This window comes from Burkholderia dolosa, assembly GCF_902499135.1.
Classification (GTDB): Bacteria; Pseudomonadota; Gammaproteobacteria; order Burkholderiales; family Burkholderiaceae; genus Burkholderia; species Burkholderia dolosa.
In genome coordinates this window covers 1-23,843 of record NZ_CABVPR010000070.1, presented here as the reverse complement: position 1 = coordinate 23,843, position 23,843 = coordinate 1, and the positions used below count along the sequence as shown (strand labels likewise).

At 69.0% G+C, this 23,843-nt stretch carries 17 protein-coding genes; 8 read left to right on the top strand and 9 right to left on the bottom strand.

What is annotated here, in order from left to right; genetic code table 11:
• Nucleotides 1-13: 13 nt before the first annotated feature.
• The 5 genes from BUB20358_RS23930 to BUB20358_RS23910 form a co-directional block, all read right to left on the bottom strand.
• Entirely contained in the window at nucleotides 14-1,387 is a 1,374-nt protein-coding gene (locus BUB20358_RS23930; RefSeq protein WP_006764716.1) for an MdtA/MuxA family multidrug efflux RND transporter periplasmic adaptor subunit, read from the bottom strand.
• Between the two features lie 266 nt (nucleotides 1,388-1,653).
• A complete protein-coding gene (locus BUB20358_RS23925; RefSeq protein WP_006764715.1) occupies nucleotides 1,654-2,478 on the bottom strand; it encodes an IclR family transcriptional regulator in 825 nt (274 codons plus the stop codon).
• Nucleotides 2,479-3,027: 549 nt separating this feature from the next.
• Nucleotides 3,028-4,983, bottom strand: coding sequence for a PhoX family protein (locus BUB20358_RS23920; RefSeq protein WP_035972698.1), 1,956 nt, complete (start codon nucleotides 4,981-4,983; stop codon nucleotides 3,028-3,030).
• Between the two features lie 238 nt (nucleotides 4,984-5,221).
• A complete protein-coding gene (locus BUB20358_RS23915) occupies nucleotides 5,222-6,415 on the bottom strand; it encodes an ammonium transporter (RefSeq protein ID WP_006764713.1) in 1,194 nt (397 codons plus the stop codon).
• A gap of 243 nt (nucleotides 6,416-6,658) precedes the next feature.
• Nucleotides 6,659-6,994 (bottom strand): hypothetical protein, encoded by a 336-nt coding sequence (locus BUB20358_RS23910; protein WP_035972695.1) that lies wholly within the window; start codon nucleotides 6,992-6,994, stop codon nucleotides 6,659-6,661.
• A gap of 191 nt (nucleotides 6,995-7,185) precedes the next feature.
• On the opposite strand from BUB20358_RS23910, the gene BUB20358_RS23905 reads away from it, so the two are divergent.
• The 4 genes from BUB20358_RS23905 to BUB20358_RS23890 all read left to right on the top strand — a co-directional run bounded on the left by BUB20358_RS23905 (nucleotide 7,186) and on the right by BUB20358_RS23890 (nucleotide 9,737).
• The gene (locus BUB20358_RS23905; RefSeq protein WP_035973389.1) at nucleotides 7,186-7,614 is read left to right on the top strand and encodes a BCAL1086 family glycoprotein; all 429 of its coding nucleotides are present in this window, start codon (nucleotides 7,186-7,188) and stop codon (nucleotides 7,612-7,614) included.
• Nucleotides 7,615-7,705: 91 nt separating this feature from the next.
• Complete coding sequence (locus BUB20358_RS23900) at nucleotides 7,706-8,161, top strand: Rrf2 family transcriptional regulator (RefSeq protein WP_006764711.1); 456 nt, start codon at nucleotides 7,706-7,708, stop codon at nucleotides 8,159-8,161.
• 133 nt (nucleotides 8,162-8,294) lie between these two features.
• Nucleotides 8,295-8,936 carry an NAD(P)-dependent oxidoreductase gene (locus tag BUB20358_RS23895; protein ID WP_006764710.1) on the top strand — a complete coding sequence of 214 codons (642 nt, stop codon included), beginning with the start codon at nucleotides 8,295-8,297 and terminating at the stop codon, nucleotides 8,934-8,936.
• A gap of 330 nt (nucleotides 8,937-9,266) precedes the next feature.
• Entirely contained in the window at nucleotides 9,267-9,737 is a 471-nt protein-coding gene (locus tag BUB20358_RS23890; protein ID WP_006764709.1) for an Lrp/AsnC family transcriptional regulator, read from the top strand.
• A 105-nt stretch (nucleotides 9,738-9,842) separates the two neighbouring features.
• On the opposite strand, the gene BUB20358_RS23885 is transcribed toward BUB20358_RS23890, so the two are convergent.
• The 3 genes from BUB20358_RS23885 to BUB20358_RS23875 are packed head-to-tail and all read right to left on the bottom strand — an operon-like array spanning nucleotide 9,843 to nucleotide 13,342.
• Nucleotides 9,843-10,616, bottom strand: a complete 774-nt coding sequence (locus BUB20358_RS23885) for an ABC transporter ATP-binding protein (RefSeq protein WP_045552480.1) — start codon at nucleotides 10,614-10,616, stop codon at nucleotides 9,843-9,845.
• A 4-nt stretch (nucleotides 10,617-10,620) separates the two neighbouring features.
• Entirely contained in the window at nucleotides 10,621-12,288 is a 1,668-nt protein-coding gene (locus BUB20358_RS23880; RefSeq protein ID WP_223296941.1) for an ABC transporter permease, read from the bottom strand.
• A 10-nt stretch (nucleotides 12,289-12,298) separates the two neighbouring features.
• Nucleotides 12,299-13,342 (bottom strand): Fe(3+) ABC transporter substrate-binding protein, encoded by a 1,044-nt coding sequence (locus tag BUB20358_RS23875; protein WP_006764706.1) that lies wholly within the window; start codon nucleotides 13,340-13,342, stop codon nucleotides 12,299-12,301.
• A 239-nt stretch (nucleotides 13,343-13,581) separates the two neighbouring features.
• On the opposite strand from BUB20358_RS23875, the gene BUB20358_RS23870 reads away from it, so the two are divergent.
• Entirely contained in the window at nucleotides 13,582-13,743 is a 162-nt protein-coding gene (locus tag BUB20358_RS23870) for a hypothetical protein (protein ID WP_006476417.1), read from the top strand.
• Between the two features lie 363 nt (nucleotides 13,744-14,106).
• Here BUB20358_RS23870 and BUB20358_RS23865 read toward each other — a convergent pair whose 3' ends face one another.
• Nucleotides 14,107-16,395 (bottom strand): FUSC family protein, encoded by a 2,289-nt coding sequence (locus tag BUB20358_RS23865; RefSeq protein ID WP_035972691.1) that lies wholly within the window; start codon nucleotides 16,393-16,395, stop codon nucleotides 14,107-14,109.
• 181 nt (nucleotides 16,396-16,576) lie between these two features.
• Here BUB20358_RS23865 and recC point away from each other — a divergent pair, with 181 nt between their 5' ends.
• From recC to BUB20358_RS23850, 3 genes are all read left to right on the top strand, one after another.
• Nucleotides 16,577-19,915 carry an exodeoxyribonuclease V subunit gamma gene (gene recC / locus BUB20358_RS23860; protein WP_035972689.1) on the top strand — a complete coding sequence of 1,113 codons (3,339 nt, stop codon included), beginning with the start codon at nucleotides 16,577-16,579 and terminating at the stop codon, nucleotides 19,913-19,915.
• Entirely contained in the window at nucleotides 19,912-23,625 is a 3,714-nt protein-coding gene (gene recB / locus BUB20358_RS23855; protein ID WP_035972687.1) for an exodeoxyribonuclease V subunit beta, read from the top strand. Before recC ends, recB begins: the two co-directional genes overlap by 4 nt.
• Nucleotides 23,622-23,843: hypothetical protein (locus BUB20358_RS23850; RefSeq protein WP_174905126.1), on the top strand; the 222-nt coding region annotated here is incomplete at its 3' end. The genes recB and BUB20358_RS23850, both read left to right, overlap by 4 nt.

The following is a 23,843-nucleotide window of genomic DNA, read 5'->3' as shown; positions in this document are numbered from 1 at the left end:
AGCGGCCCGCGCGTTATTGGGCCGCTGCCTGCGACGCGCCGTGCCGGTGCCCGCCGTGTCGCGCGGACGCGCCCGACGCAGCCGATGCCGCGGCCGCGCCCGATGCCGCGCCGGTGCCGTGTGCGCCCGACGCGCCTGTCGGCTTGTCGGCCGGAATCGAGATCTTCGAGCCTTCGCGCAGCCGGTCGGAGCCGTCGGTCACCACGCGCTCGCCGACCGCGACGCCGCTGACGATGCTCGTGCGCTCGCCGTCGACCGGCCCGACCGTGACCTTGCGCACCGTCACCGTGTTGTCGGGCTTCACGATGTACACGAACTGGCCGATCGAGCCGGTCAGCACCGCGGACGTCGGCACGATCGTCGCATTGCGGATCACGTCGACGAGCAGCCGCGTATTGACGAACTGATTCGGAAACAGCAGGCCTTCCTTGTTCGCGAACGTCGCGCGCAGCTTGACCGTGCCCGTGCTCGTGTCGATCTGGTTGTCGAGCGTCTCGAGCGAGCCGGTCTCGAGCGGCACCGTATTGTTGCGGTTGTATGCGGTGACCGACAGCTTGCGGCCCGCGTTGACCTGCTTCAGGATCTGCGGCAGGTTGTCTTCCGACGTCGTGAAGATCACGCTCATCGGCTGCAGCTGCGTGATCACGACGATGCCGTTCGCGTCGCCGGGCGTCACGTAGTTGCCGGGATCGACCTGACGCAGGCCGACGCGCCCGGACACGGGCGCCGTGATCCGCGCATACGTGAGGTTCAGCTTCGCGGAATCGATCGCGGCCTGGTCGGTCTTCACCGTGCCTTCGTATTGCTTGACCAGCGATGCCTGCGTGTCGACGGTCTGCGACGCGATCGAGTCCTGCGACAGCAGCGTCTGGTAGCGCTTCAGGTCGAGGCGCGCCGTCGCGAGCAGCGCCCGGTCGCGTGCGAGCGTGCCTTCGGCGTTCTCGAGCGCGACCTGGTACGGACGCGGGTCGATCTGCGCGAGCAGGTCGCCCTTCTTCACGAGCTGGCCTTCCTGGAACGCGACGGACTGCAGATAGCCGGACAGCTGCGTCTTGACCGTCACGCTCGCGAGCGGCGTCACGGTGCCGAGCGCGGACAGCACGATCGGCATCTCGCCTTGCGTCGCCGTTGCGACCTGCACCGGCTGCGGCACGTTCGCCATCGCGGCCGGGCCGCCGCGGCCCCGATGACCGGCGTTGACGCCGGCGCCGCTCGCGCCGGTCGCGGCGCTGCCGGATGCCGGCGGGCGATTCCATGGATGCCACCACAGCAGGCCGCCGATGACGACGACCGCGAGCGTGCCGATCAGCAGCGTACGGCGCGGCCGGCGCGCAGCCGGCGAGGCGGGGTCTTTCGAAGGGGGCGTGGGCTTTTGCTGGTTGTCCATCGTGTTTTGTTCAGGGAGACGGCGCGGCGGGCCGCGAAATCGACCGCGGGACTGCGGGGCTGCGCGCGGCGTGCGCATCGGGGCGAGCCGGGCTGGGGCGGCGTGGCGCGCCGCCGGTCGGCCCGCGCGGGAAAAGAGCGGTGCGCACCGCGCGTGATGCGGTGCGACGATCGGCATGATCGTACGTGCGGCCCCCGTTACAGTCCAGTCGGCTATCTTTCAACGGGTTACGGTCGTTACAGAAGACGACCGCGATGACGAACGCGTTACACGGCGACGCGCCGCGCCGGTGCGCCGCCGATCTCGCGCGTGATCTTCGCGATGCATTCCTGCAGCGCAGGCACCACGTGCTCGCGCAGCCATTCGGGCGGGCACTGGTGCGATGCGCCGCCGCAGTTCACCGAATAGCGCTGGCCGGACGGGCCGACGAAGCCGGCCGCGACCGCATTGAGTCCTTCGCGCCATTCGCCGAGCGCAATCGCATGGCCGTCGCGCATCGCTTCGTCGAGCGCGGGCGTGAGCCGCGCGGACACGTGCGGCCAGTCGTCGCCGGCCGTCGCGCGCAGCGCGTCGAGCAGCACGCGGCGCTCGTCGTCTTCGAGCGCGGCGAGATACGCGCGGCCGACGGCCGTGCGTGCGATGTCCATCCGCGAGCCGATCTCGAGGCGCGTGACGAGCACGGCCGAGCGCGGCCGGATCACGTCGATCGCGACCATGTCGAGACGGTCGCGCACCGCCAGATGCACCGACAGCGACGTGCGTTCGGCGAGTTCGATCATGAACGGCCGCGAGCGCGCGCGGATGTCGAAGTTGCGCAGGAAGCCGTGGCTCAGCTCGAGCACCGACGCGGTGAGCACGAAGCGCTCGCTGTCGGGCAACTGGAACAGGAAGCCGGCGCTGACGAGCGTCGCGGTGATGCGCGACACGGTCGGCTTCGGGATGCCGGTCAATTCGGTCAGTTCGCGGTTGCTGACGGGCGCATCGGCGGCCGCGATGCGCCGCAGCACGGCGAGCCCGCGCGCGAGCGCGGTGATCTCGTCAGGGGACGTTTCGCGGTCCCGCGGCGCGGGAGGGGTTACAGGAGTCGACACGGATGGTTCTCTCTATTTCCGAAACTCGATTTCAATTTTGTTGATATTGTAGGATGATTGTCAAAACATGCACGTTCGATGGACGAATCGTTCATCGGATGAGATTTTACGGGTTCACCCTTGGTTTATTGGGAAAATACTCGAAGCGGCGCTGCCCGGAACGGCGCAAAACCGTGCAAATACCGCTTGACTTGTCGGGCGGAAACGGAAAGAATGTCTCACGTTTTCGAAACATCGTTTCAGGAGTTTAACCCGAACGGTGTTTCGCGCAGTCTCTCAGGTTCTAGCACGGCCCTCGGAATGGCTAGAACTTTTTTAGCGCCACGGTCTCCGTGGCGCTTTTTTTTGCCTCTGCCCGACGCGTCGGGCGTCCATTATCGCCGAGCGTCGCACGTGGCGCGTTTGGACGGCCGCCGCCGCATGCGCGTGCCGCCTGCGCAAAAAAAAGCGCGACGCCCGCAAGCGGGCATCGCGCAGAAGACGGCGTGGAGCGCCGACGAATGAAACGTGATGCGAAAGAGGGGAGCCGGTGCTCCGCCGGTGTACCGGTCAGGCCTTCGCGAGCTTGATGCTGGTCTGCTCGGCGGTCAGGTAGCCGACGCTCGCGCCGAACCGGTCCTTGTAGTTCGCGCGCACGAGCGGGTCGAGCGTCGACTTGACCTTGTCGTGCAGCGGCGATTCCCAGTCGCCCGCATGCTGGAAGTTGCTCATGATGTAAGTCCAGCCGTTGATCTCGTCCACGGCGTGCAGGCCCGTCGATTCGGCGCCGGCCGGGCACGACAGCACGCGTGCGAGCGTCTTCGTGTCGACGTTGTACGCCCACAGGAAGTTGTTCACGTGCATCCCCGAATCCTCGCCGATGAACAGCGTGCGCAGCTTCTCCGAGAATTTCAGGTTGTCCGGGTTCGCGATCTTGTCCGGGTTCGCGAGGTTGCCGAGCGCGTCGGCGGCGGCGAGATCCTCGCCGACGAGCGCGGCCGGCGCGGCCATGTCGACCGGCACCCATTCGCTGTCGATCGCGACGCCGGACGTATCGCGCTGGCCCGCTTTCAGGTTCAGCGCATAGACGGCGCCTGCGGCGATCTTCTTGTCGACCGCGACGTCGCGCGACGCCGCGTTGCCCTTGACCATCGACGTCTCGATCCGCGACATCGCCGTATAGACGATCTTGTCCTTCGCGTTCACCGTCGTCCCTTCGAGCTTCGTGAAGCCCATGCTGCCGCCGATCAGCGCCGCGTAGCGGTGCGTCTCGAGGAACGCGGCGGCCTTCTCCATGCCGGGCTTCACGCGGATCCAGTTGAACTTGCCGCCGAAGTGGATCTTCGTATAGCTCGCGTCGTTCGGGTCGGCCGTCGCGACGTCCATGATGTCCGACGCCTTCAGCGTGTTCGCCAGCGCTTCGATCTCGCTGCTCGTCGCATGGCCGATCCGGATCCACGTGAGCGTCGCGCTGCCGGCGCCGGCCGACGACGTCTGCGTCCACTTCGCGACGTACAGCGTGCCGGCCGACAGGTCGGCCGCCTTGTCCGCGACGAACATGAACAGTCCGCCGTTGGTCGCGTCGTCGCCCATCATCACGGTGCGCTGGTCCGGCATCACCTGGATCAGCTCGTGCGAGATGCGGCCGAGGCAATAGTGCTTCTTCACCGTGCCGGTGCCGTCCGGATTCACCGTGATCTCCGGCAGGTGGCCGTAGTGATAGGGATTCGCCTTCGTTTCGTCGCCGAACGTGTTCTTGCTGAACGCCTTGAACTGCGCGTCGGTCGCGGCCTTCGTCGCGTCGGGCTCGTATTCCTCGCTCGACAGGTGCGTGCCCCACGGCGACAGGCTCGCGCCGCACGTGATCCACAGCCCGTGCGCGCTCGACGTGTCGACGTTGTGGTACTTGACGAGCTTCAGCGCGCCGGTGGCCGGATCCTGATCGAGCGTGAGCACCGCGATCGGCGACGGCAGCTGGCCGTACTGCGACACGCTCGCCTGGTCGCGCGTCGCGTATTCGAACTGCACGACCGCGAACACCGTGTTGCCCTTCACGCCGGGCACATTCGCGTTCTTCAGCGTGAGCAGCGAGCTGCCGTCCGGGCAGTCCGAATAGAACTGACGCTCGTTGCCCGGCACCGAGCGGTCGATGATCGGCTGATTGTTGATGTCGTAGTAGCCGCCCGCGAGGATCGTGCCGCCCTTGCCGTCCGGCACCATGTCGCCGGTCACGAAGAACGGCCGGTAAGCAAGCTTGAAGTTGCGTGACGAGCCGTCCGAGAACGACACCGACAGCGTCGAGCCGACGGTCGTCGTGGCCATTGCGGCCGCATTGTCGAGCGTCGGCGCGGCCATCGTCGAGAACGTCGCGGCCGTGTACGCGACGGCGGGCGTCGATGCCGGCTCGTCGTCGCCGCCGCAGCCCGTCAGCATGGCCGGCAGCGCGAGGCCGGAAAGCGGAAGCATGGGTGCGCCGGCGAGGATCTTCAGGGCGTGGCGGCGGGAAGCATTGGGCAACGCGGGCATGTGGAGTCCAGTTTCAGGTGTTGGAAGAATGGCCTTCGCCGGGCACGCGTCCGGCAAGCCGGACGAAGGCAAGTTGAAAACTGGACCGAAGTGTAGGGACGCTAGATGAAAGTTTTTTGAATTGAAAACGTAATGGCGTCGCGTGTACGTGCGGGGGTGCGGCATTCGGTGCGCGGCGGATGCTGCACTCGGTCGTGCTCAGTCGCATTCAGCCGTACTCAGCCGCACCAAGTCACGCTCAGTCCCGCTCTGGCGTCGCCGAGATCCGGTGAATCGACAGGTCGGCGCCGTCGAATTCGGCTTCGCGATCGAGCCGCAGCCCGACGGTCGCCTTCAGCGCACCGTAAACCAGCGTGCCGCCCGCGGTCGCGATCGCGATGCCGCCGAGCGTGCCGACGAGCTGCGACAGGAACGACACGCCGCCGAGCCCGCCCAGCGCCGGCAGCCCGAACACGCCGGCCGCGATGCCGCCGAGTGCGCCGCACATGCCGTGCAGCGGCCACACGCCGAGCACGTCGTCGATGCGCCAGCGGTTCTGCACGCACGTGAACATCGCGACGAACAACGCACCGGCTACCGCGCCGGTGACGAGCGCGCCGATCGGATGCATCACGTCGGAGCCCGCGCACACCGCGACGAGGCCCGCGAGCGGACCGTTGTACGTGAAGCCCGGATCGTTGCGGCCCGCGAGCCACGCGGCGAGCGTGCCGCCGACCATCGCCATCAGCGAGTTCACGGCGACGAGGCCGCTGATCTTGTCGAGCGTCTGCGCGCTCATCACGTTGAAGCCGAACCAGCCGACCGCGAGCACCCACGCGCCGAGCGCGAGAAACGGAATGTTCGACGGCGGGTGCGCGGCGATCCGGCCGTCCTTCGCATAGCGGCCGTGGCGCGCGCCGAGCAGCAGCACGGCCGGCAGCGCGACCCAGCCGCCGAACGCATGCACGACGACCGAGCCCGCGAAATCGTGGAACGGCGCGCCGAACGCGTGCGCGAGCCACGCCTGCACGCCGAAGCGCTCGTTCCACGCGATCCCCTCGAAGAACGGATAGATGAAGCCGACGATGATCAGCGTCGCGACGAGCTGCGGATTGAACTTCGCGCGCTCGGCGATGCCGCCCGACACGATCGCCGGGATCGCGGCCGCGAACGTCAGCAGGAAGAAGAAGCGCACCAGCGCGTAGCCGCTGTGCTGCGACAGCGTGCCGATGTCGTCGAAGAACTCCACGCCGTACGCGATCGTGTAGCCGACGAGGAAATACGCGAGCGTCGATACCGAGAAGTCGACCAGGATCTTCACGAGCGCGTTGACCTGATTCTTCTTGCGGACCGTGCCGAGTTCGAGAAACGCGAAGCCCGCGTGCATCGCGAGCACCATGACGGCGCCGATCAACAGGAACAGTGTGTCGACACCGGATTTCAGACCGTCCATGCGGTGGCTTCCTTGCTCAAAAAACGCGCAAGGGATGCAAGTATCGAGCCAACTTGGGGATCGGGTGCATGCAATTGGTGCGGCGTGTCGCTGCCAGGCGGCATTCCGGTGAATCGTGCACGGTCTGCGCGCAGTGTTCCGGCGGAGCGGACGCGCCGGCGACGCACGTCGATGGTGCTCTGCGTATGGATATGGTGCGCGTTCGACGCGACATGGTGCGCACCCGTGCACCGATCTGGCGCGTCAGCGGCGCGCGAACAGCACGCGCGGCCGGCGCAGCCGCAACGCTCGCGCGGACCAGTACGCGGCGACACCGGCGAGCGCGACTGCGGCAAGCGCGAGCGCCGCGAAGCCCGCAAACGGCTGATCGTGGCCGCCGGCGCCGAGGATGCCTTCGGCGACGATCAGCGCGGCCGTCCAGAACCCGATGACCGCCTGCGCGAGCAGCCGCGCGGACGCGATACGCCGCGGTCGGCCGGCTGCCGCGAGCCGGCGCGCCGGCGGCGGCCGCAGGCACAGGAACAGCGCGGCGGCGAGCAGTGCCGCAAGGACGATGAACCAGTCGACGAGGAAGACCATGAGCAGCGGATGCGGTCGATGCGAATCGGAAGGCGCTCACTCTAGAGACGGCGTACGTCCGATTTAATCAGACGAATCCGAAATTGAAAGGTATTTTTAAATGACGGTCGTCATTGGACCGGTTCAACAGACGGTATCATCGACGTCGTTCCAACCACGCAGGCCGCGCGAAGCACGGCCGGAGATTGCTGATGAAGATGAATGCATCGCGCGCGCATCGCGTGCGCAACGCGGTGCTGACGGCAGCCGCCGTCGGCGCTGCGCTGTTGCTCGCAGGCTGCGAGAAGTCCGGTACGCCGGCCACGCAAGCCGATACGGCCGCGAGTGCGGCTGCCGACGCCGCGAACCACGCGGCGCACGCGCTGGACCAGGTCGCGAGCGCCGTCGACCAGCAGATCAATGCCGCGAAGTCCGGCCTGGCGTCCGCCGCGTCGGCCGTGCCGGCGCTGTCCGCGAGCGGCCTCGCGTCGGCTGCGCAGGCGCAGATCGATGCCGCCGCGTCGGCCGTCGTCGCCCATGCGGCATCCGAAGCCGGTGCGAAGCTCGCGGAGGCCGGCAAGAAGCTCCAGCAATGGAGCCAGCAGAAGGCGACCGGCGCGAAACCTGCGAGCGGCGAGTGACGCGACGGTTGCACGATTCCCGAAATGTACTTATGATGGTTACACATTGACGCCGGCTGCTTTCTGGCCGGCGTCGTCGATCGAGTGACGAATGAATACCAGCAGCCGGTTCGCGTTTGCCGTTCACGTGCTCGCCTTGCTGTCGATGGAGGAGGGCGTGCCGCTGTCGTCGGACGTCATCGCGGGCAGCGTGAACACGAATCCGGCGCTGATCCGCCGGCTGCTGTCGATGCTGGCGGCTGCTGGGCTCACGACGTCGCAGCTCGGTGCGGGCGGCGGCGCGCTGCTGGCACGTGAGCCGCACGAGATCACGCTGCTCGACGTATATCGCGCGGTCGACGATGCGCAGCTTTTTGCGCTGCATCGCGAGGCGCCGAATCCGGCGTGCGTCGTCGGGCGCCATATTCAGGGCGTGCTCACCGACTACATCGGCGATGCGCAGCGCGCGATGGAAGCGTCGCTCGCGACGCGCACGCTTGCCGACGTGACGGCCGATGTGCTGGATTCGGAGCGACGCGGGCTGCGCGCGCCACGCACTGGCGGGTGACGGCGGCAGCAGGCGGTGCATGCGGGAAGCCGCGCCGCGAAAGCGCGGCGACCGCGCAACGGGGCTTCGCCCCGTTTTTTTCGGCTGGAAATGTAATCAAATCAGTTTCATATTTTCTTTCTGGAGAATCGACATGACGCAACGCTCGTTGAATATCGCACTGTTTGGCGCCACCGGAATGATCGGCTCGCGCATCGCCGCGGAAGCCGCGCGACGCGGCCATCGCGTCACAGCGCTGTCGCGCAACCCCGGCGCGACGGCGGACGGCATCACCGCGAAGACGGCCGATTTGTTCGATCCGGCCAGCATCTCCGCTGCGCTGCCGGGCCATGACGTCGTCGCGAGCGCGTACGGTCCGAAGCAGGAAGATGCCGCGCAGGTCATCGCTGCGACGAAGGCGCTCGTCGCCGGCACGCGGGCGGCCGGGCTGAAGCGGCTCGTCGTGGTGGGCGGCGCCGGTTCGCTCGAAATCGCGCCGGGCAAGCAGCTCGTCGACAGCGACGGTTTCCCGCCGGCGTACAAGGCGGTCGCGCTCGCGCACCGCGAAGCGCTCGCGTATCTGAAGACGGTCGCCGATCTCGACTGGACGTTCTTCGCGCCGGCCGCGCTGATCGAGCCCGGCGAGCGGACCGGCACGTTCCGCACGGGCGTCGGCAAGCTGATCGCGGACGCGGACGGCAACAGCAGGATCTCGGCGGAAGACTACGCGGTCGCGTTCGTCGACGCGCTCGAGCAGCACAGCTTCGTGCGCGAGATCGCGACGGTCGCGTACTGATCGGCAGCGCGGCGGCCAGCGGCCGGTGGCCGACGGAGCGGCGGCGCGCGGGTATGACTCGATGTTGCGCGACGTGCATCGCGCGCCGGCCGCGCGTTCGAGGCGATCTCTGCTGTCGGCAGGATCGCCTTTTTCTTTGCGGTCGCGCGTCGCGACGACCGCTGCGCGACGTCGAGCGCGCGCTTCGTCGCCGTCGAATGTCGGCCCGCGTGATGGATTCGCCGAGGCGGATCCGTATTAATACCGGTCGACGCGAAGAACCGGATTTCATACCGCTCCCCCGTCGGTAGAATGCATAGAAAAAATTTCTCTCTACGAGGGGCCGGGTAAATGGATGCCATCGATCGCAAGCTGCTCGAGCTGTTGCAGACGGACGCTACGCTGCCGATCGCGGAACTCGCGCAGCGCGTGAACCTGTCGCAGACGCCGTGCTGGAAACGCGTGCAGCGGCTCAAGGAAACCGGCGCGATCCGCGCGCAGGTCGCGCTGTGCGATCCACGCAAGCTTGGCGTCGGCACGACCGTGTTCGTCGCGATTCGCACGAACCAGCACACCGAAGCGTGGGCGCAACGCTTCACGCAGGCCGTGCGCGACATGCCGGAGGTCGTCGAGGTGTACCGGATGAGCGGCGAAACCGACTATCTGCTGCGCGTGGTCGTCGCCGGCATCGACGATTACGATCGCGTCTACAAGCAGTTGATCCGCACGGTGCCGCTGTTCGACGTCAGCTCGTCGTTCGCGATGGAGCAGATCAAGTACTCGACCGCGTTGCCGGTGCGCGATCTGTCCGAGCCGGCGTAGCGCGGTGCGGCCGGCGATCATGCCGGCGCGGCGGGCGACCGATGCACGCCGCACGCCGCCGCTCGTCGCTCGCCGCTAGCGATCGGCCGTTACCGGCCGCAGCCGTCATCGGCCGCGCACGAGCGCGCGGGCGCGTTCGTCGGCCAGCGCGTCGCGACGCACGAATTCCGCGACGAACGGGCTCGCCGGCTGATGATGCAGTGCGTACGGCGTGTCCCATTGCGCGAGCCGGCCGTCGTTCATCACGCCGATCCGGTCCGCGATCGCGAACGCTTCGGCCTGGTTGTGCGTGACGAGGATCGCGGTGTGGCCGGTGCGCTTCAGGATGTCGCGCAACTCGAATGCGAGGCGCTCGCGCGTATCGACGTCGAGGTTCGAGAACGGCTCGTCGAGCAGCAGCAGTTCCGGCGACGGTGCGAGTGCGCGCGCCAGCGCGACGCGTTGCTGCTGACCGCCCGACAGCTCGTGCGGATACGCGTCGGCCGCGCTCGCGAGACCGACGAGCGCGAGCATGTCGGCGACGCGCGCGCGCCGTTCCGCTTTCGCGATGCGCCGCAGACCGAACGCGACGTTGTCGGCCGCGCTCAGGTGCGGAAACAACGCGTAATCCTGGAACATCATCCCGATGCGCCGCCGCTCGGGCGGCACGTCGAGCGACGGCGTCGCGACCGGCATGCCGTCGAGCACGATGCGACCCGCGCGCACGGGTTCGAAGCCCGCGATCGCGCGCAGTACGGTCGTCTTGCCGCAGCCCGATGCGCCGAGCAGGCAGCCGATGTCGCCGCGCGGCAGCGTCAGGCTCAAGCCGTCGACCACCGTGCGGCGGCCTTGCGGCGTGTCGTAGGCGACGCTCAGCGCGTCGAGTTCGAGCAGGTTCACGGTGTCAGGCTCCGATCTTGTGGCGGGTGCGGGCGAGCAGGATCACCGGTACGAGTCCGGCGAGCACGATCGCGAGCGCGGCGACCGCGCCTTCCTCGTAAGTGCCGCGCGCGGCTTCCGCATACAGCCACGTCGCGAGCGTGTCGAAATTCAGCGGGCGCAACAGCAGCGTGGCAGGCAGTTCCTTCATCGCGTCGACGAACACGAGCAGCGCGCTCGTCGTGAGCGCGGGCCGCAGCAGCGGCAGATGCACGCGTCGCAGCGTGCCGCCGGCCGTCTCGCCGAGCGAGCGTGCCGCGTGTTCGAGCGACGGCGGAATGCGCGCGAGGCCCGCTTCGATGCTGCCGGTGGAGATCGCGAGAAAGCGCACCGTATACGCGATGACCAGTGCGGCGGCGGAGCCCATCAGCAGCAATCCGTCGCGGCCGAGCGTCGCGGCGATCAGCCGATCGGCGGCAGCAAGCGGGATCAGCAGCCCGATCGCCAGCACGGTGCCCGGCACTGCGTAGCCGAGGCTCGCGATCCGTGCGCATGCGCGTGCCGGCCCGACGCGCGCACTGTCGCGCTGCATGCGGGCCGCCCATGCGACGACGAGTCCGCACGCGAGCGTGGCGACGGTCGCGGCCGCGGCGACCGTCAGCGTATTCGCGAGGCCGGTCATCAACTGCGCGGATACGCCGCCGACCAGATGCAGCCGCTTGCCCGTCTCGACCGCGAGGTACGCGGCCGGCGCGCCGAAGCCGGTCAGCACGGGCAGCCAGCCGAGCACGGCGGCGCCGCACGCAGCTGCGCCCGTGAGGCGCTGCGGCGCGATCGGGCGCATGCGGCGGCCGTGTGCGTAGCGCTGGCGGCGACGCCCGTAGCGTTCGAGCGCGATCATGCCGACCACGATCGCGAGCATCGCGAGCGCGATCTGCGCGGCGCCGGCCAGATCCGAGCGCGTGATCCAGGTGGTGTAGACGGAGACGGTCAGCGTTTGCACGCCGAGGAATTCCGATGCGCCGATGTCGTTCAGCGTCTCGAGCAGCGCGAGGCTCATGCCGACCGCGATCGCGGGCCGCGCGAGCGGCACGACGACACGCCAGAACGTCGCGATGCGTGTTGCGCCGAGCGTGCGCGCGGCCTCGAGCAGGCTCGCCGACTGCGTGACGAACATCGCGCGCGTGCTCAGGTACACATACGGATACAGTACGAAGCCGAGCACGAACACGGCGCCGGGCAGCGTGCGCAGGTCGGGCAGCCGGAACTGTCGCGGACTGTCATAGCCGAGCAGCCAGCGGATCGCGCCCTGCACGGGACCGATCGGATGCAGCAGGTCGAGATACGCGAACGCGACGATATAGGTCGGCACCGCAAGCGGCAGCAGCAGCGCCCACGTGAGCATCCGGCGGCCGGGGAAGTCGTATGCGGTGACGAGCCACGCGCAGCCGGTGCCGACGACCGACACGATCGCGCCGACGCCGGCGAGCAGCAGCAGCGTGTTCGCGAGCGCCTGCGGCAGCACGAATTCGGCGAGATGCCGCCAGTGCGCGAGATCGGCGCCGAACGCGGCCGCGACCAGCACCGCGAGCGGCGCGGCGACCGCCGCCGCAATCGCGATTGCCGCCGCGAGCGAGACGCCGCCCGCACGCGGCCGCGGCAGCGCGCGCCACCGTGCGCGGCGCACGTGCATGGACGACACGTCAGTTGTCAAAGCCGACCTTGTCGACGAGCTGGCTCGCCTGTTTGCGGTACTTCGCGATTTCGGTGAGCGGCAGCGGATCGATCTTCAGCGTGCCGAAGCTCGCGATCACCGGATCGAGCTTCACGTTCGCGCGCACCGGGTATTCGTAGTTCGCCTGCGCGTACAGCGCCTGCGCGTGCGGCGATACGAGATATTCGAGGAGCTTCACCGCGTTGGCCTTGTGCGGCGCGTGCTTCGCGACGGCCGCACCGCTGATGTTGACGTGCGTGCCGCCGCTTTTCGCATTCGCGAACGTCGGCCGCACGACCTTGATCGCGTCGCCCCATTTGCGCGCATCGGTGCCCGGCTCCGCGTTCTTCATGTGGCCGACGTAGTACGCATTCGCGAGCCCGACATCGCAGATGCCGCCGAGGATGTCGCGCGCGACGTCGCGGTCGCCGCCTGTGGCCTTGCGCGCGAGGTTCGCCTTCACGCCGCGCAGCCACTTTTCGGTCGCGGCTTCGCCGTCGTGCGCGATCATCGCCGCCACCAGCGCGGTGTTGTACGGATGCTGGCCCGAACGGATGCAGACCTTGCCTTTCCATTTCGGATCGGCGAGATCCTCGTAGCGGAACGCGTCGACCTTCAGATCCTTCTCGACGTACAGCACGCGGTCGCGCAGCGACAGCGCGTACCAGTCGCCTTGCGTGCCGCGCAGGTTCGCGGGAATCGCTTCGTCGAGCACGTTCGAGCGCACCGGTTGCGTGAGGCCGCCGTCGACGAGGTCGAGCAGGTTGCCGATGTCGACCGTCATCAGCACGTCGGCCGGCGACTGCGCACCTTCGGCCTTCACGCGCTCGAGCAGCCCGTCCTTCACGAACACCGTATTGACCTTGACGCCGCTCTGCTTCGTGAACGCATCGATCAACGGCTGGATCAGCTTCGGTTCGCGGGTGGTATACAGGCTGACTTCGTCGGCGGCCTGGGCGAGCGGCGCGAACGCGGCGGCGGCAAAGACGAGGGCGCCGGCGAGCGGCAGCAGGCGAGTGCGCGGATTCGACATGAAGACTCCGGTGAGGCAGGCGGAAGAAGGAGCGTTCCGGGGCGCGCCTGCCGCCCGGCGACCCGAAACATTACAGAATGAAAGTTTCGGGATTCTAGATCGAAATGCGAATGATTATCAAATGAAAGCTTCCGCAGGCCGATGCGAAGGACGACGCGAGCAAGCGTGTACCGGCGTCGCGGGACGCGTGCAAGCGCGTAGAATGCCCGCTTCGACGAATTTGACGGAATTGCCCGACCATGAACGATCAGCGCAAGAAGAACCCTGTCCGCAACGTGAGCATCCTGATCGTCGTGGCCGTGCTGCTCGTGATCGGGACGATCCTGTACAACGCGATCTCGCAGAAGCACGCGTACGACGAAGCCCATCCGGCCGAGGCCGCGAGCGCGGCATCGCACTGACACGCGGCGCCGGTACGCGCCTTCGTCATCGATCGCCGGTCGCGCGACGCGTATCAACAGGCGGTGCCGAGCGACTTTCACACCGGCGTGTGCGACGCCGGGGAGAAAGCGGAGAAAGCGGAGGAAGCGGGAAAGAAGCGGCGCACCGAAACCGGCGCACCGAGCCGGTCGGCCGTGCGTCAGCGTGACGCAGGCACCGACAACTTCGGCCGAATCCGCGCGTAGCGCACGACCGCGAGCACCGCGACCCGCGGCACGCCGTGCCGTGACGTTCCCGTCGGCACGTGCGGCGCGTCGCGTTGCCGCGCCATCCCGGACATCATCCGGCCCGCGCGGCGCGGGCCAGCCACCGGTGGGACAGCATCATGCGGGCAGACGGATGACGCTCGCGTCCTTGCGGATCAGCAGCGACGACGCGAGCATCTGCTTGCATTGATGCGCGAGCACCTTGAGATCGTGCGTGAGCTCGGCGCCGACCGCATCCGATTGCTCGGCCGACACGACCATCGCATCGAGCTCGCGCGTGATCTGCTTCGTCGCTTCGAGCTGGTCGGGCGGCGGCGGCTCGCCGGCCTCGGCCTTCTTCAGGTTCTCGAGCACCGCGGACAGACCGCGCTGCAGCGCGTCGTTGCGGATGTCGCCGTCGGCCGCGGTGGCGCTGCGGATCAGCGGCGCGGCGGCCGTGATCTGCGCGCCGAGCACGTGCGTCTGCACGAGCAGGTCGTTCAGCTCCGGCACGAAGCGCTGGTGCGCCTTCGGTTCGATCATCATCCGCTGGAACGCCTGCCCGAGATTCGCGAACGCGATGTGCACGTCCTTGCGCGCGAGACGGTAGCGGTAGTCGTCGTCGAGCGTCGCGGCCGGCGTTTCGACTGCGGCGGCGACGACCGGCACGACCGCCGCGCCGTCCGCGGCCGGCACCGGCGGCGGCGACGCACCGCGGCCCGCGCGCCACACGGCCTCGAAGTACTTGCGCGTTGCCGTCAGCATGTCGGTGACGAGCTTGCCCATCAGCCGGTATTCCCAGTACGGGAACAGGCGGCTCGCGGCGATCGCGATCATGCAGCCGACCACCGTGTCGATCGCGCGTTCGCCGATGATCCGCATGCTGCCCGGTGCGAGCAGGTGGAACATCAGCAGCACGTACGACGACGTGAACACGACGCTCGCCGCGTAGTTGAACAGCAGCAGGCTGTAGCTCATCACCATCGACGCGAACATGATCACGATCAGCAGGTGCGGCTCCTTCACCGTATAGATCAGCGCGATGCTCGCCGCGCAGCCGATCAGCGTGCCGACGATACGCTGCGCGTTGCGCTGCTTGGTGAGCGAGTAGCCGGGCTTCAGGATGATGATGCTCGTCATCACGATCCAGTACGCGTTCGTCAGCGGCAGCAACCGGCCGAGCCAGAAGCCGACCGCGACCGCGATCGTCACGCGCAGCGCATGCCGAAAGCTCGGCGAGCGCATGTTCAGGTTCGAGAAGATCAGCAGCGGCGACATCCGGCGGCGCTGCAGGAAGCGCGTGAGCGCCTTGTCGATCTTCAGCTCGATCTGCTGCGCGTCGGCGTGGCCCGACAGGTTGCGCCGCATCCGGTCGATCAGCCGCGTCGCGCTCCAGATGCGCCGGAACGTCGCGAGCACCGCCGCATACGCTTCCGCGTGCGTGGCCGCGAAGTTCTTCTTGCGCATCAGCTCGATCTCGTATTCGATCGCGCGCAGCTCGGCCTTCACGCTGATCCGCGAATGCGGCGCGCGGTTCTCGAGCACCGCGAGGCCGATCTGCTCGAGATCGGCGGCCGCCTTGCGGATCAGGTCGCGGTAGAAAATGATCAGGTCCGAGCCGCCGAACGTATTGCGCACGAGCGGGTAGTCGGTATGCGCGCCGACGAACAGCTCGTGCAGATCGACGCTGTTGATGAACAGGTTGTACATCGTCGTGCGGCCGGGATCGAGCTTGCCGCGGCGCAGCTTCGGCAGGTTGCGCAGCACGATGTCGCGCGCGGTTTCCTGCGTTTCGACCGCGGTGATCTGCTTGGCGACCAGATTGCGGTAGCACTCGTCGAGATCGGCGTCGAGATCGTAGAACTGCGCGCGCGCGAGCAGATAATCCGCGCACGCGAACAGGCTTTCCGCGAGCGCCTGCTGCTCGATCCGGCGCGCCTGCCATTGCGACACGATCGTCGCCCAGTACGTGTACCAGAGGCCGCCCGCGAGAATCCAGCCGGCGTTCACGAACGCCTGCAGCGGCGTGAATTTCTCCTCGAGCGTCATCACCATCATGAACAGCGTCGCGAAGCTGATCTGCGGCCAGCGGTTGCCGTATACGACGATCAGCGACAGCACGAACGTGAGCGGCACGATCGTGAGCCACAGCGCGAAGATGTTCGGCGTCGCGAGACCCGTCGCGAGCGCGGCCAGGAAGCCGATCACGCTGCACGCGAGCATTTCGTTGTGCTTGTACTTGAGCGGCCCCGGCATGTCGACGACGCACGCGCCGAGCGCACCGGTCGAGATCGTGAAGCCGAGTTCCCGGTTGTGAAACACGGTCAGGCAGAGCACGGCGGGCAGCGACACGCCGACCGCGATTCGCAGGCCGCCGAAGAAATACTGGCTGTAAAGAAACTTTCTGATTTCGACCGAATAGCGCATCGATGGGCTGAATGGCAGACGAAGACGCCCGGGGCGGCGTATTGACTGGCGACGAGTCTATCGTATTTCGCGTGCCGCAAAAGCTGGCCTTCCGGCCGATGTTCGACGCCGCGGGCCATTTGCTATCCTTCGGGAACCTGTTCGCCCGGCCCGGCCGGCGCGAGAATCCGATGCCCGCCTCATGCTCCATCTCTTCTACTCGAACCGTCATGAAACGCTGGTCGACGCGCTGCTCGACGATCTGGCCGCGTTCCCGGCCCGCAACGGTCCGTGGGCGCCGCAGCAGGTGATCGTGCCGAGCGCAGCGTTGCGCCGTCGGCTGGAACTCGACATCGCCGCGCGGCACGGCGTGTGCGCGAACGTCGAGTTCGCGTATCTCGCGCAATGGCTGTGGGCGCAGATCGGCCGCGTGCTCGCGGTGCCCGCGCGTTCTCCGTTCGCGCCCGACCGGCTCGTGTGGCGCTGCTACCGGCTGTTCGCGCAGGCCGCCGACGGCGCGCCGTGGCTCGCGTCGCCGCGCCTTGCCGCGTATCTGTCCGCGTCCGACGACGCGATGCGCTATGAACTCGCGCATCGCGTCGCGACCGTGTTCGATCATTACCTGACGTATCGCCCCGAATGGCTGGCCGCGTGGCAGGCCGGCGAGTCGGTGCTCGCGGGCGACGGCGCGCCGCGCGCGATCGGCGACGCCGCGCGCGACGACGAGCGCTGGCAGGCTGCGCTGTGGCGCGCGCTGCTCGCGGAACTGAGCGACGGCGGCACGCCGCCCGCGCATCGTTTTCTCGTCGATGCGCGCAATCTCGATGCCGATGCCGTCGCGCGCGCGGGCTGGCCGGAATCGGTGAGCGTGTTCGCGCTGCCGACGATGCCGCCGCTGCACATCGCGCTGCTGCGCGAACTGTCGCGCTGGATCGACGTGCGGATCTACGCGCTGAATCCGTGCCGCGAATTCTGGTTCGACATCGTGACCGCCGCGCATGCAGAGGCGCTCGACGCGGCGGGCCGGCTCGATTATCAGGAGGTCGGGCATCCGCTGCTCGCCGAGTGGGGGCGGCAAACGCAGGCGCAGCTGCACATGCTGCACGAGCTGACCGAAAGTGCGGCGGCCGGCGATGCGTCGCGTTTCACGGCCAATCCGGCGCCGACGTGGCTCGCGCGCGTGCAGAACGCGATCCTCGACCTGCAGCCGGAGGCCGAACTCGGCGACGCGCCGGCCGAGCGCGGCATCGAGGTGCACGTATGTCACAGCCTCGCGCGTCAGCTCGAGGTGCTGCACGATCGTCTGCTCGCGTGGTTCGACGCCGATCCGAGCCTGCAGCCTTCCGACGTGCTCGTCGCGGTTGCCGATCTCGCGGCGGCCGGCCCGCTGATCGACGCGGTGTTCGGCACGGCGGGCGCCGGCGGCGCGCGCGTGCCGTACCGGATCACCGGCCTGCCGCCGTCGCAGGCGAACCCGATCGCGCGCGTGCTGCTCGAATGGCTCGCGTTGCCGGAGCGGCAGGTCGGCGCGCCGGAGCTCGTCGAATGGCTGCGCGTCGACGCGGTCGCGGCCCGCTACGGAATCGATGCAGCCGCGCTCGAGACGGTGCAGACGTGGCTCGCGGCGGCCGGTGCGCGACGCGGGCTCGCGCCGCCCGCGACCGACGATGCGGCGGTGCCTGCGCCGCGCCACACGTTTTCCGACGCGCTCGCGCGGCTCTTTCTCGGCTATGCGATGCCCGAAGGCGCGGCACCGGTCGGCTCGTGGCTGCCGATCGAGGCCGCGACGGGCAGCGAGGCCGAACTGCTTGGCCGGCTCGCGCGCTTCACCGACGATCTCGACGGCTTCGCACGCCGGCTCGCCGACGCGCACACGCCGCGCGGATGGAGCGAGTTGTTCGCGGACGCGCTCGCACGCTTCTTCGATTCCGGCGCCGCGTTCGCGGACGCGCTTGCCGGCGTGCGCGACGCACTCGACGCGTTGCTGGCCGCGATGTCGGAAGGTGCGCCGGACGACGCGTTGCCGGCGGCAGTCGTGCGTGCGGGGCTTGCGGCCGCGCTCGACGATCCGGCGCGCGGCGGCGTGCCGTGGGGCGGCGTCACGTTCTCGTCGCTGACGAGCTTGCGCGGCCTGCCGTACCGGGTCGTATGCCTGCTCGGGATGGACGACGGCGTGCTGCCGAGCCTCGCGCGTGCGGACGAATTCGATCTGATGGCCGTGCTGCCGAAGCTCGGCGACCGGCAGCGCCGCGACGACGAGCGCAACCTGTTCCTCGACCTGCTGCTCGCCGCGCGCGACCGGCTGCTGATCGCGTATACGGGGCGCAGCATCCGCGACAACGCGCCGCTGCCGCCCGCGGCGCTCGTCGACGAACTGCTCGACCATCTCGCGCTCGTCACCGCCGGCCCGGACGCCGCGCCCGACGCGGTCGACGCCGCGCGGCGCGCGTTCATCGTCGAGCATCCGTTGCAGCCGTTCGCCGCCGCGTATTTCCGGCCCGGCAGCGCGCTGGCGTCGTACGACGCCGAGCGCGCGACGCTCGCGTCGCTGCTCGCGGCCGAAGCGTCGCGCGACGCGACGCGCGAGCCGCCGTTTTTCGCGCAGCCGCTGCCGGCCGAACCGGTCGAGCCCGTTCCGTTCACCGAGTTCGAGCGCTTCTGGCGGCATCCCGCACGTGCGCTGCTGCGTGCGCGGCTCGGCATCGTGCTGACCGACGCGCAAACCGAACTGCTCGACACGGAGCCGTTCGCGCTGGACTTCGCCGGCAGCGACGCACTCGCCGAGCGCGTGCTGCCGCTGCTGATCGAATCGGACGAGCGCGCCGCGCACGACCGCGCGCTGCGCATCGCCGATGCGAGCCCCGAACTGCCGGGCGGCGCGACGGGCGCCGTGTGGCGCGATCAGGCGCTCGGTTCGATGCTGCAGCTTGCATCGAACGTACGCCGTGCAGTCGGCGACGGGATCGAGCGTCGGCCGTTTTCGCTGTCGATCGCGCCGGCGTGGCCCGACACCGGGCAGGCGCTGTTCGGCGATCACGAAGCGGCGCTGGCGGCCGATGCGGTGCGCGCGCCGCTCGAACTGCACGGCACGCTGAACCGGCTGACGCGTGCGGGACAAGTGATCTATCGCTATGCGCGTCCGAGTGCGCGCGACTATCTTTCCGCGTGGCTCGCGCATCTCGTGTACTGCGCGGTCGATCCCGGCGGCGCGCGCCGCACGCTGTGGTTCGGCAGCGGCGGCGCGTTCGAGCTGACGCCGGTTGCCGCACCGCTCGAGCATCTCGCGCCGCTGGCCGCACTGTTTCGCGCGGGCCGGCGCATGCCGCTTCGATTCTTCCCGCGCAGCGCATGGGCGCGGGTGTCCGACGGCGAAGCGAAGGCCGCGAGCGTGTGGATCAACGAGCGCGTCGCGAGCGAAGCCGACGATCCGGCGATCGCGATCGCATGGCGCGGCGCGCAGCCGTCGCTCGACGAGCCGTTCGGCACGCTCGCGCGCCTCGTGTTCGAGCCGATGATCGAACACCTGAAGGAGGTCGCATGAACGCCGTGTCGCAGCCGCAGCCGGCGCGCGAACTCGACGTGTTCGCGTGCACGCTCGACGGCGTCAACCAGATCGAGGCGTCGGCAGGCACCGGCAAGACGTGGAACATCTGCGCGCTCTACGTGCGTTTGCTGCTCGAAAAGGATCTCGGCGCGGACCAGATCCTCGTCGTGACGTTCACGAAGGCGGCGACGGCCGAACTGCACGAGCGGATCCGCGGGCGCCTCGCGCAGCTCGCGCATGCGCTCGATACGGGCGACGACGGCGGCGATCCATTCGTCGCGCGCCTGCTCGAGACGACGCTCGGCGAACACGGCGCGCTCGATGCCGAGACCGCCGCGAAACGGATACGTCGCGCATTGCGCGCGTTCGACCAGGCGGCGATCCACACGATTCACGCGTTCTGCCAGCGTGCGCTTCAGGAGGCGCCGTTCGCGGCCGCGATGCCGTTCGCGTTCGACATGGAAGCCGACGATGCGGCAGTGCGCTTCGAACTCGCGGCCGACTTCTGGCGCACGCGCGTCGAGCCGACGGCCGCACGCTCGCCGGGCTTCGCCGCATGGCTCGTCGCGTCGGGCGCCGGTCCGGCCGCGCTCGACGCACAGCTCGCACGCCGGCTGAAGAAGCCGCTCGCCGCGCTGCGCTGGGACGGCGTGACCGAACCCGACGAATCGGCCGAGGCTGCCGCGGCCGAATGCTTCGCGGAAGCCGCGCGCCTGTGGGCGGTCGAGCGCGATGCGATCGACGCGTTGTTGCGCGCCGCGCAGCCGGTGCTCAACCAGCGCTCGCACAAGCCGGACGCGGTCGTCGACGCGCTCGCCGCATGGTCTGCGCATTTCGCGCAGGGCGACGCGGCGGCCGCGCTGCCGAAGGCCGCGCTGAAGCTCACGCGCACCGCGCTCGCGAAGGCGACGAAGAAGGGCGGCGCGACGCCCGAACATCCGTTCTTCGACGTGGCCGATGCGCTCGACGCCGCAGTGGCGGCGGCCGAGGCGGCGCAACGTGCACGCTGGCTCGCGCTGGTCGCCGAATGGCTCGACACGGCGCCGCGCGCACTGGCCGAGCGCAAGCGTACGCGGCGCGTCGTATCGTTCGACGATCTGCTCGCGAATCTGTATCACGCGCTTCATGCGCATCCGTGGCTTGCCGACACGCTGCGCGCACGCTATCCGGCCGCGCTGATCGACGAGTTCCAGGACACCGACCCGCTGCAGTTCGCGATCTTCGACCGGATCTTCGCGCCGGGCGGCCCGCTCTTTCTCGTCGGCGACCCGAAGCAGGCGATCTACAGCTTTCGCGCGGCCGACCTGCACACGTATCTCGCCGCGCGCGCACGCGCAAGCGCGTGCTATACGCTCGCGGTCAATCAGCGTTCGACGCCCGCGATCGTCGACGCGTGCAATCGTTTCTTCATGTCGAATCCGCGTGCGTTCGTGCTCGACGGTCTCGACTACTACCCGGTGCGGGCCGGCACGCGCGTACGCGCGCCGTTCGTCGACGGCACCGATCGCGGTGCGGCCGGCGATTTCCGGATCTGGACGCTGCCGGGCGGCGAGCACACGCTGCTCAAGCGCGACGCGCACGCGCAGGCCGCGCAAGCGTGCGCGGCCGAGATCGCGCGGCTGATGCGCGGTGCGCGCGACGGTCACGTACGGCTCGGCGACACGCCGCTGTCGCCGGGCGACGTCGCGGTGCTCGTACAGACGCACCGCCAGGGCAGCCTCGTGAAGCGCGTGCTGGCCACGTGGGGGATCGGCAGCGTTGAACTCGCGCAGGCGTCGGTCTTTTCGACCGCCGATGCCGAGCAGCTCGAACGCGTGCTCGCCGCGATCGATGCGCCGGGCGACCTGCGGCGTCTGCGGGCGGCGCTGGCGTCCGACTGGTTCGGTCTCGATGCGCGCGCGCTGTGGCGGATGGAGCAGGGCGAAGGCGATGCGCAGCGCGACGATGCGGCCGTGTCCGACGGCACGGACGCGATGAGCTGGGTCGAGCGCTTCTCGCGTTATCGGCTGCTGTGGCGCGAACGCGGCTTCGCGGTGATGTGGCGCACGTTCACGCGCGAGCTGCGCATCGCCGAGCGGCTGATGGCCGGCGCGGACGGCGAGCGCCGCGTGACCGACATCAACCATCTCGCCGAGCTCACGCAGGCGCGCGCGTCCGCGCAGCCGGGCATTGCGCCGACGCTGCGCTGGCTCGCCGCGCAACGGCTCGACGGCGGCGGCGAAGAAGCGCAGCTGCGCCTCGAATCCGACCGCAATCTCGTGCAGATCGTGACCGTGCACAAGTCGAAGGGGCTCGAATACGCAGTCGTATTCTGTCCGTTCCTGAACGACGGCGGCTTGCGCGAGCCGCCTGCGTCGGCGTTGCCCGATGCGCGCGAGTATCACGACGATGCGGGCGACGCCGTGCTGCATTACGGATGCGACGACGAAGCGGCCGCGCACGCGGCGCGGCAGGCGCTGCGCGAGCAGGCGGCCGAACGTGCGCGGCTCGTGTACGTCGCGCTGACCCGCGCGGTCTACCGGTGCTATCTCGTCGCCGGCCCGTATCTGTCGTCGCGCTCGACGCGCGAAGCGCGGCGCAGCGTGCTCAACTGGCTCGTCGCCGGCGCCGGTCAGTCGTTCGACGCATGGCTCGACGAGCCGCCCGACGAAGCGGCGCTCGACACCGCGTGGCACGCGCTCGCGGGCGGCGCGATCAGCGTCGCGCCGTTGCCGGTGCCCGCACGCCGCGAGCGGCTCGCGGCCGGGCACGACGCATCGCAGACGCTCGCGGCACGCCACGCGACTCGTGTGTTGCGCGACGCGTGGCGGATGGCGAGCTTCAGTTCGCTGACGTCGTCGATGGCGCGCGAGGAGGCGGGCGTGGCCGCCGTGCCGGACGACGACCTGCGCCCCGACCACGATGCGCTCGCCGTGCTGGCGATGACCGGCGAACTCGCGGTGCCCGACACTGCCGCGGCAGAACCGCCGGACGACGACATCCTGTCGTTTCCGCGCGGCGCGGCGGCGGGCGAATGTCTGCACCGGCTGTTCGAACTGAGCCGCTTCACCGAGCCCGGGTCGTGGCATCAGGCGGCGCTCGCCGCGCTGCACGACCGGCCCGTCGAAGCCGATCCCGATCTGGCGGCGCGCCTGCCGGCGATGATGGTCCGGCTCGTCGACGACGTCGTGCACACCGAGCTCGTGCCGGGCATGCGCCTTGCGGATCTCGATCCGGCGAAGCGGCTGGACGAAATGGGCTTCCTGTTTCCGGCGCCGTCGCTCGACCTCGCCGCGCTGCGTCGGCTGCTGGTCGCGCACGGCTATCCGGACGTCGCGCTGGAGGCCGGTACGCTCGCCGGTTTCATCAAGGGTTTCATCGACATGATCGTCGAACACGACGGCCGGTTCTGGATCGTCGACTGGAAGTCGAACCATCTCGGCAATACGCCGGACGCGTATGGTCCGCGCGCGTTGAGCGTCGCGATGGCCGATCACGCGTATCACCTGCAGGCGCTGCTCTATACGGTCGCGCTGCATCGCTATCTGCGCGGCTGGCTGCCCGATTACGACTACGACACGCATATCGCCGGCTACCTGTATCTGTTCGTGCGCGGCGTGCGCCCCGGCTGGCGATGCGACGGCGAGCCTGCGGGCGTGCACGCACGGCGCGCGCCGCGTGAACTCGTCGATGCGCTCGACCGCATGATGGAAGGGGGGCGCGCATGAACGCGTCAGACGACATGCTGGAATTCACCGGCGGCCTCGTCGCGCGGCTGCCGGAGCCGGCGGATTTCGGCATTGCGCTCGCGGAAGGGTTCGCGCGCCGCATCGGCGACCTGTCGCGCCGCGCCGGCGCGCCGCCCGCATCGGCGCGCTGGGCCGCGCGTGCCGCGTTCGCGACGAGCCGCGCGACCGCCGGCGGCCACGGGTCCGTGTGTCGGGCG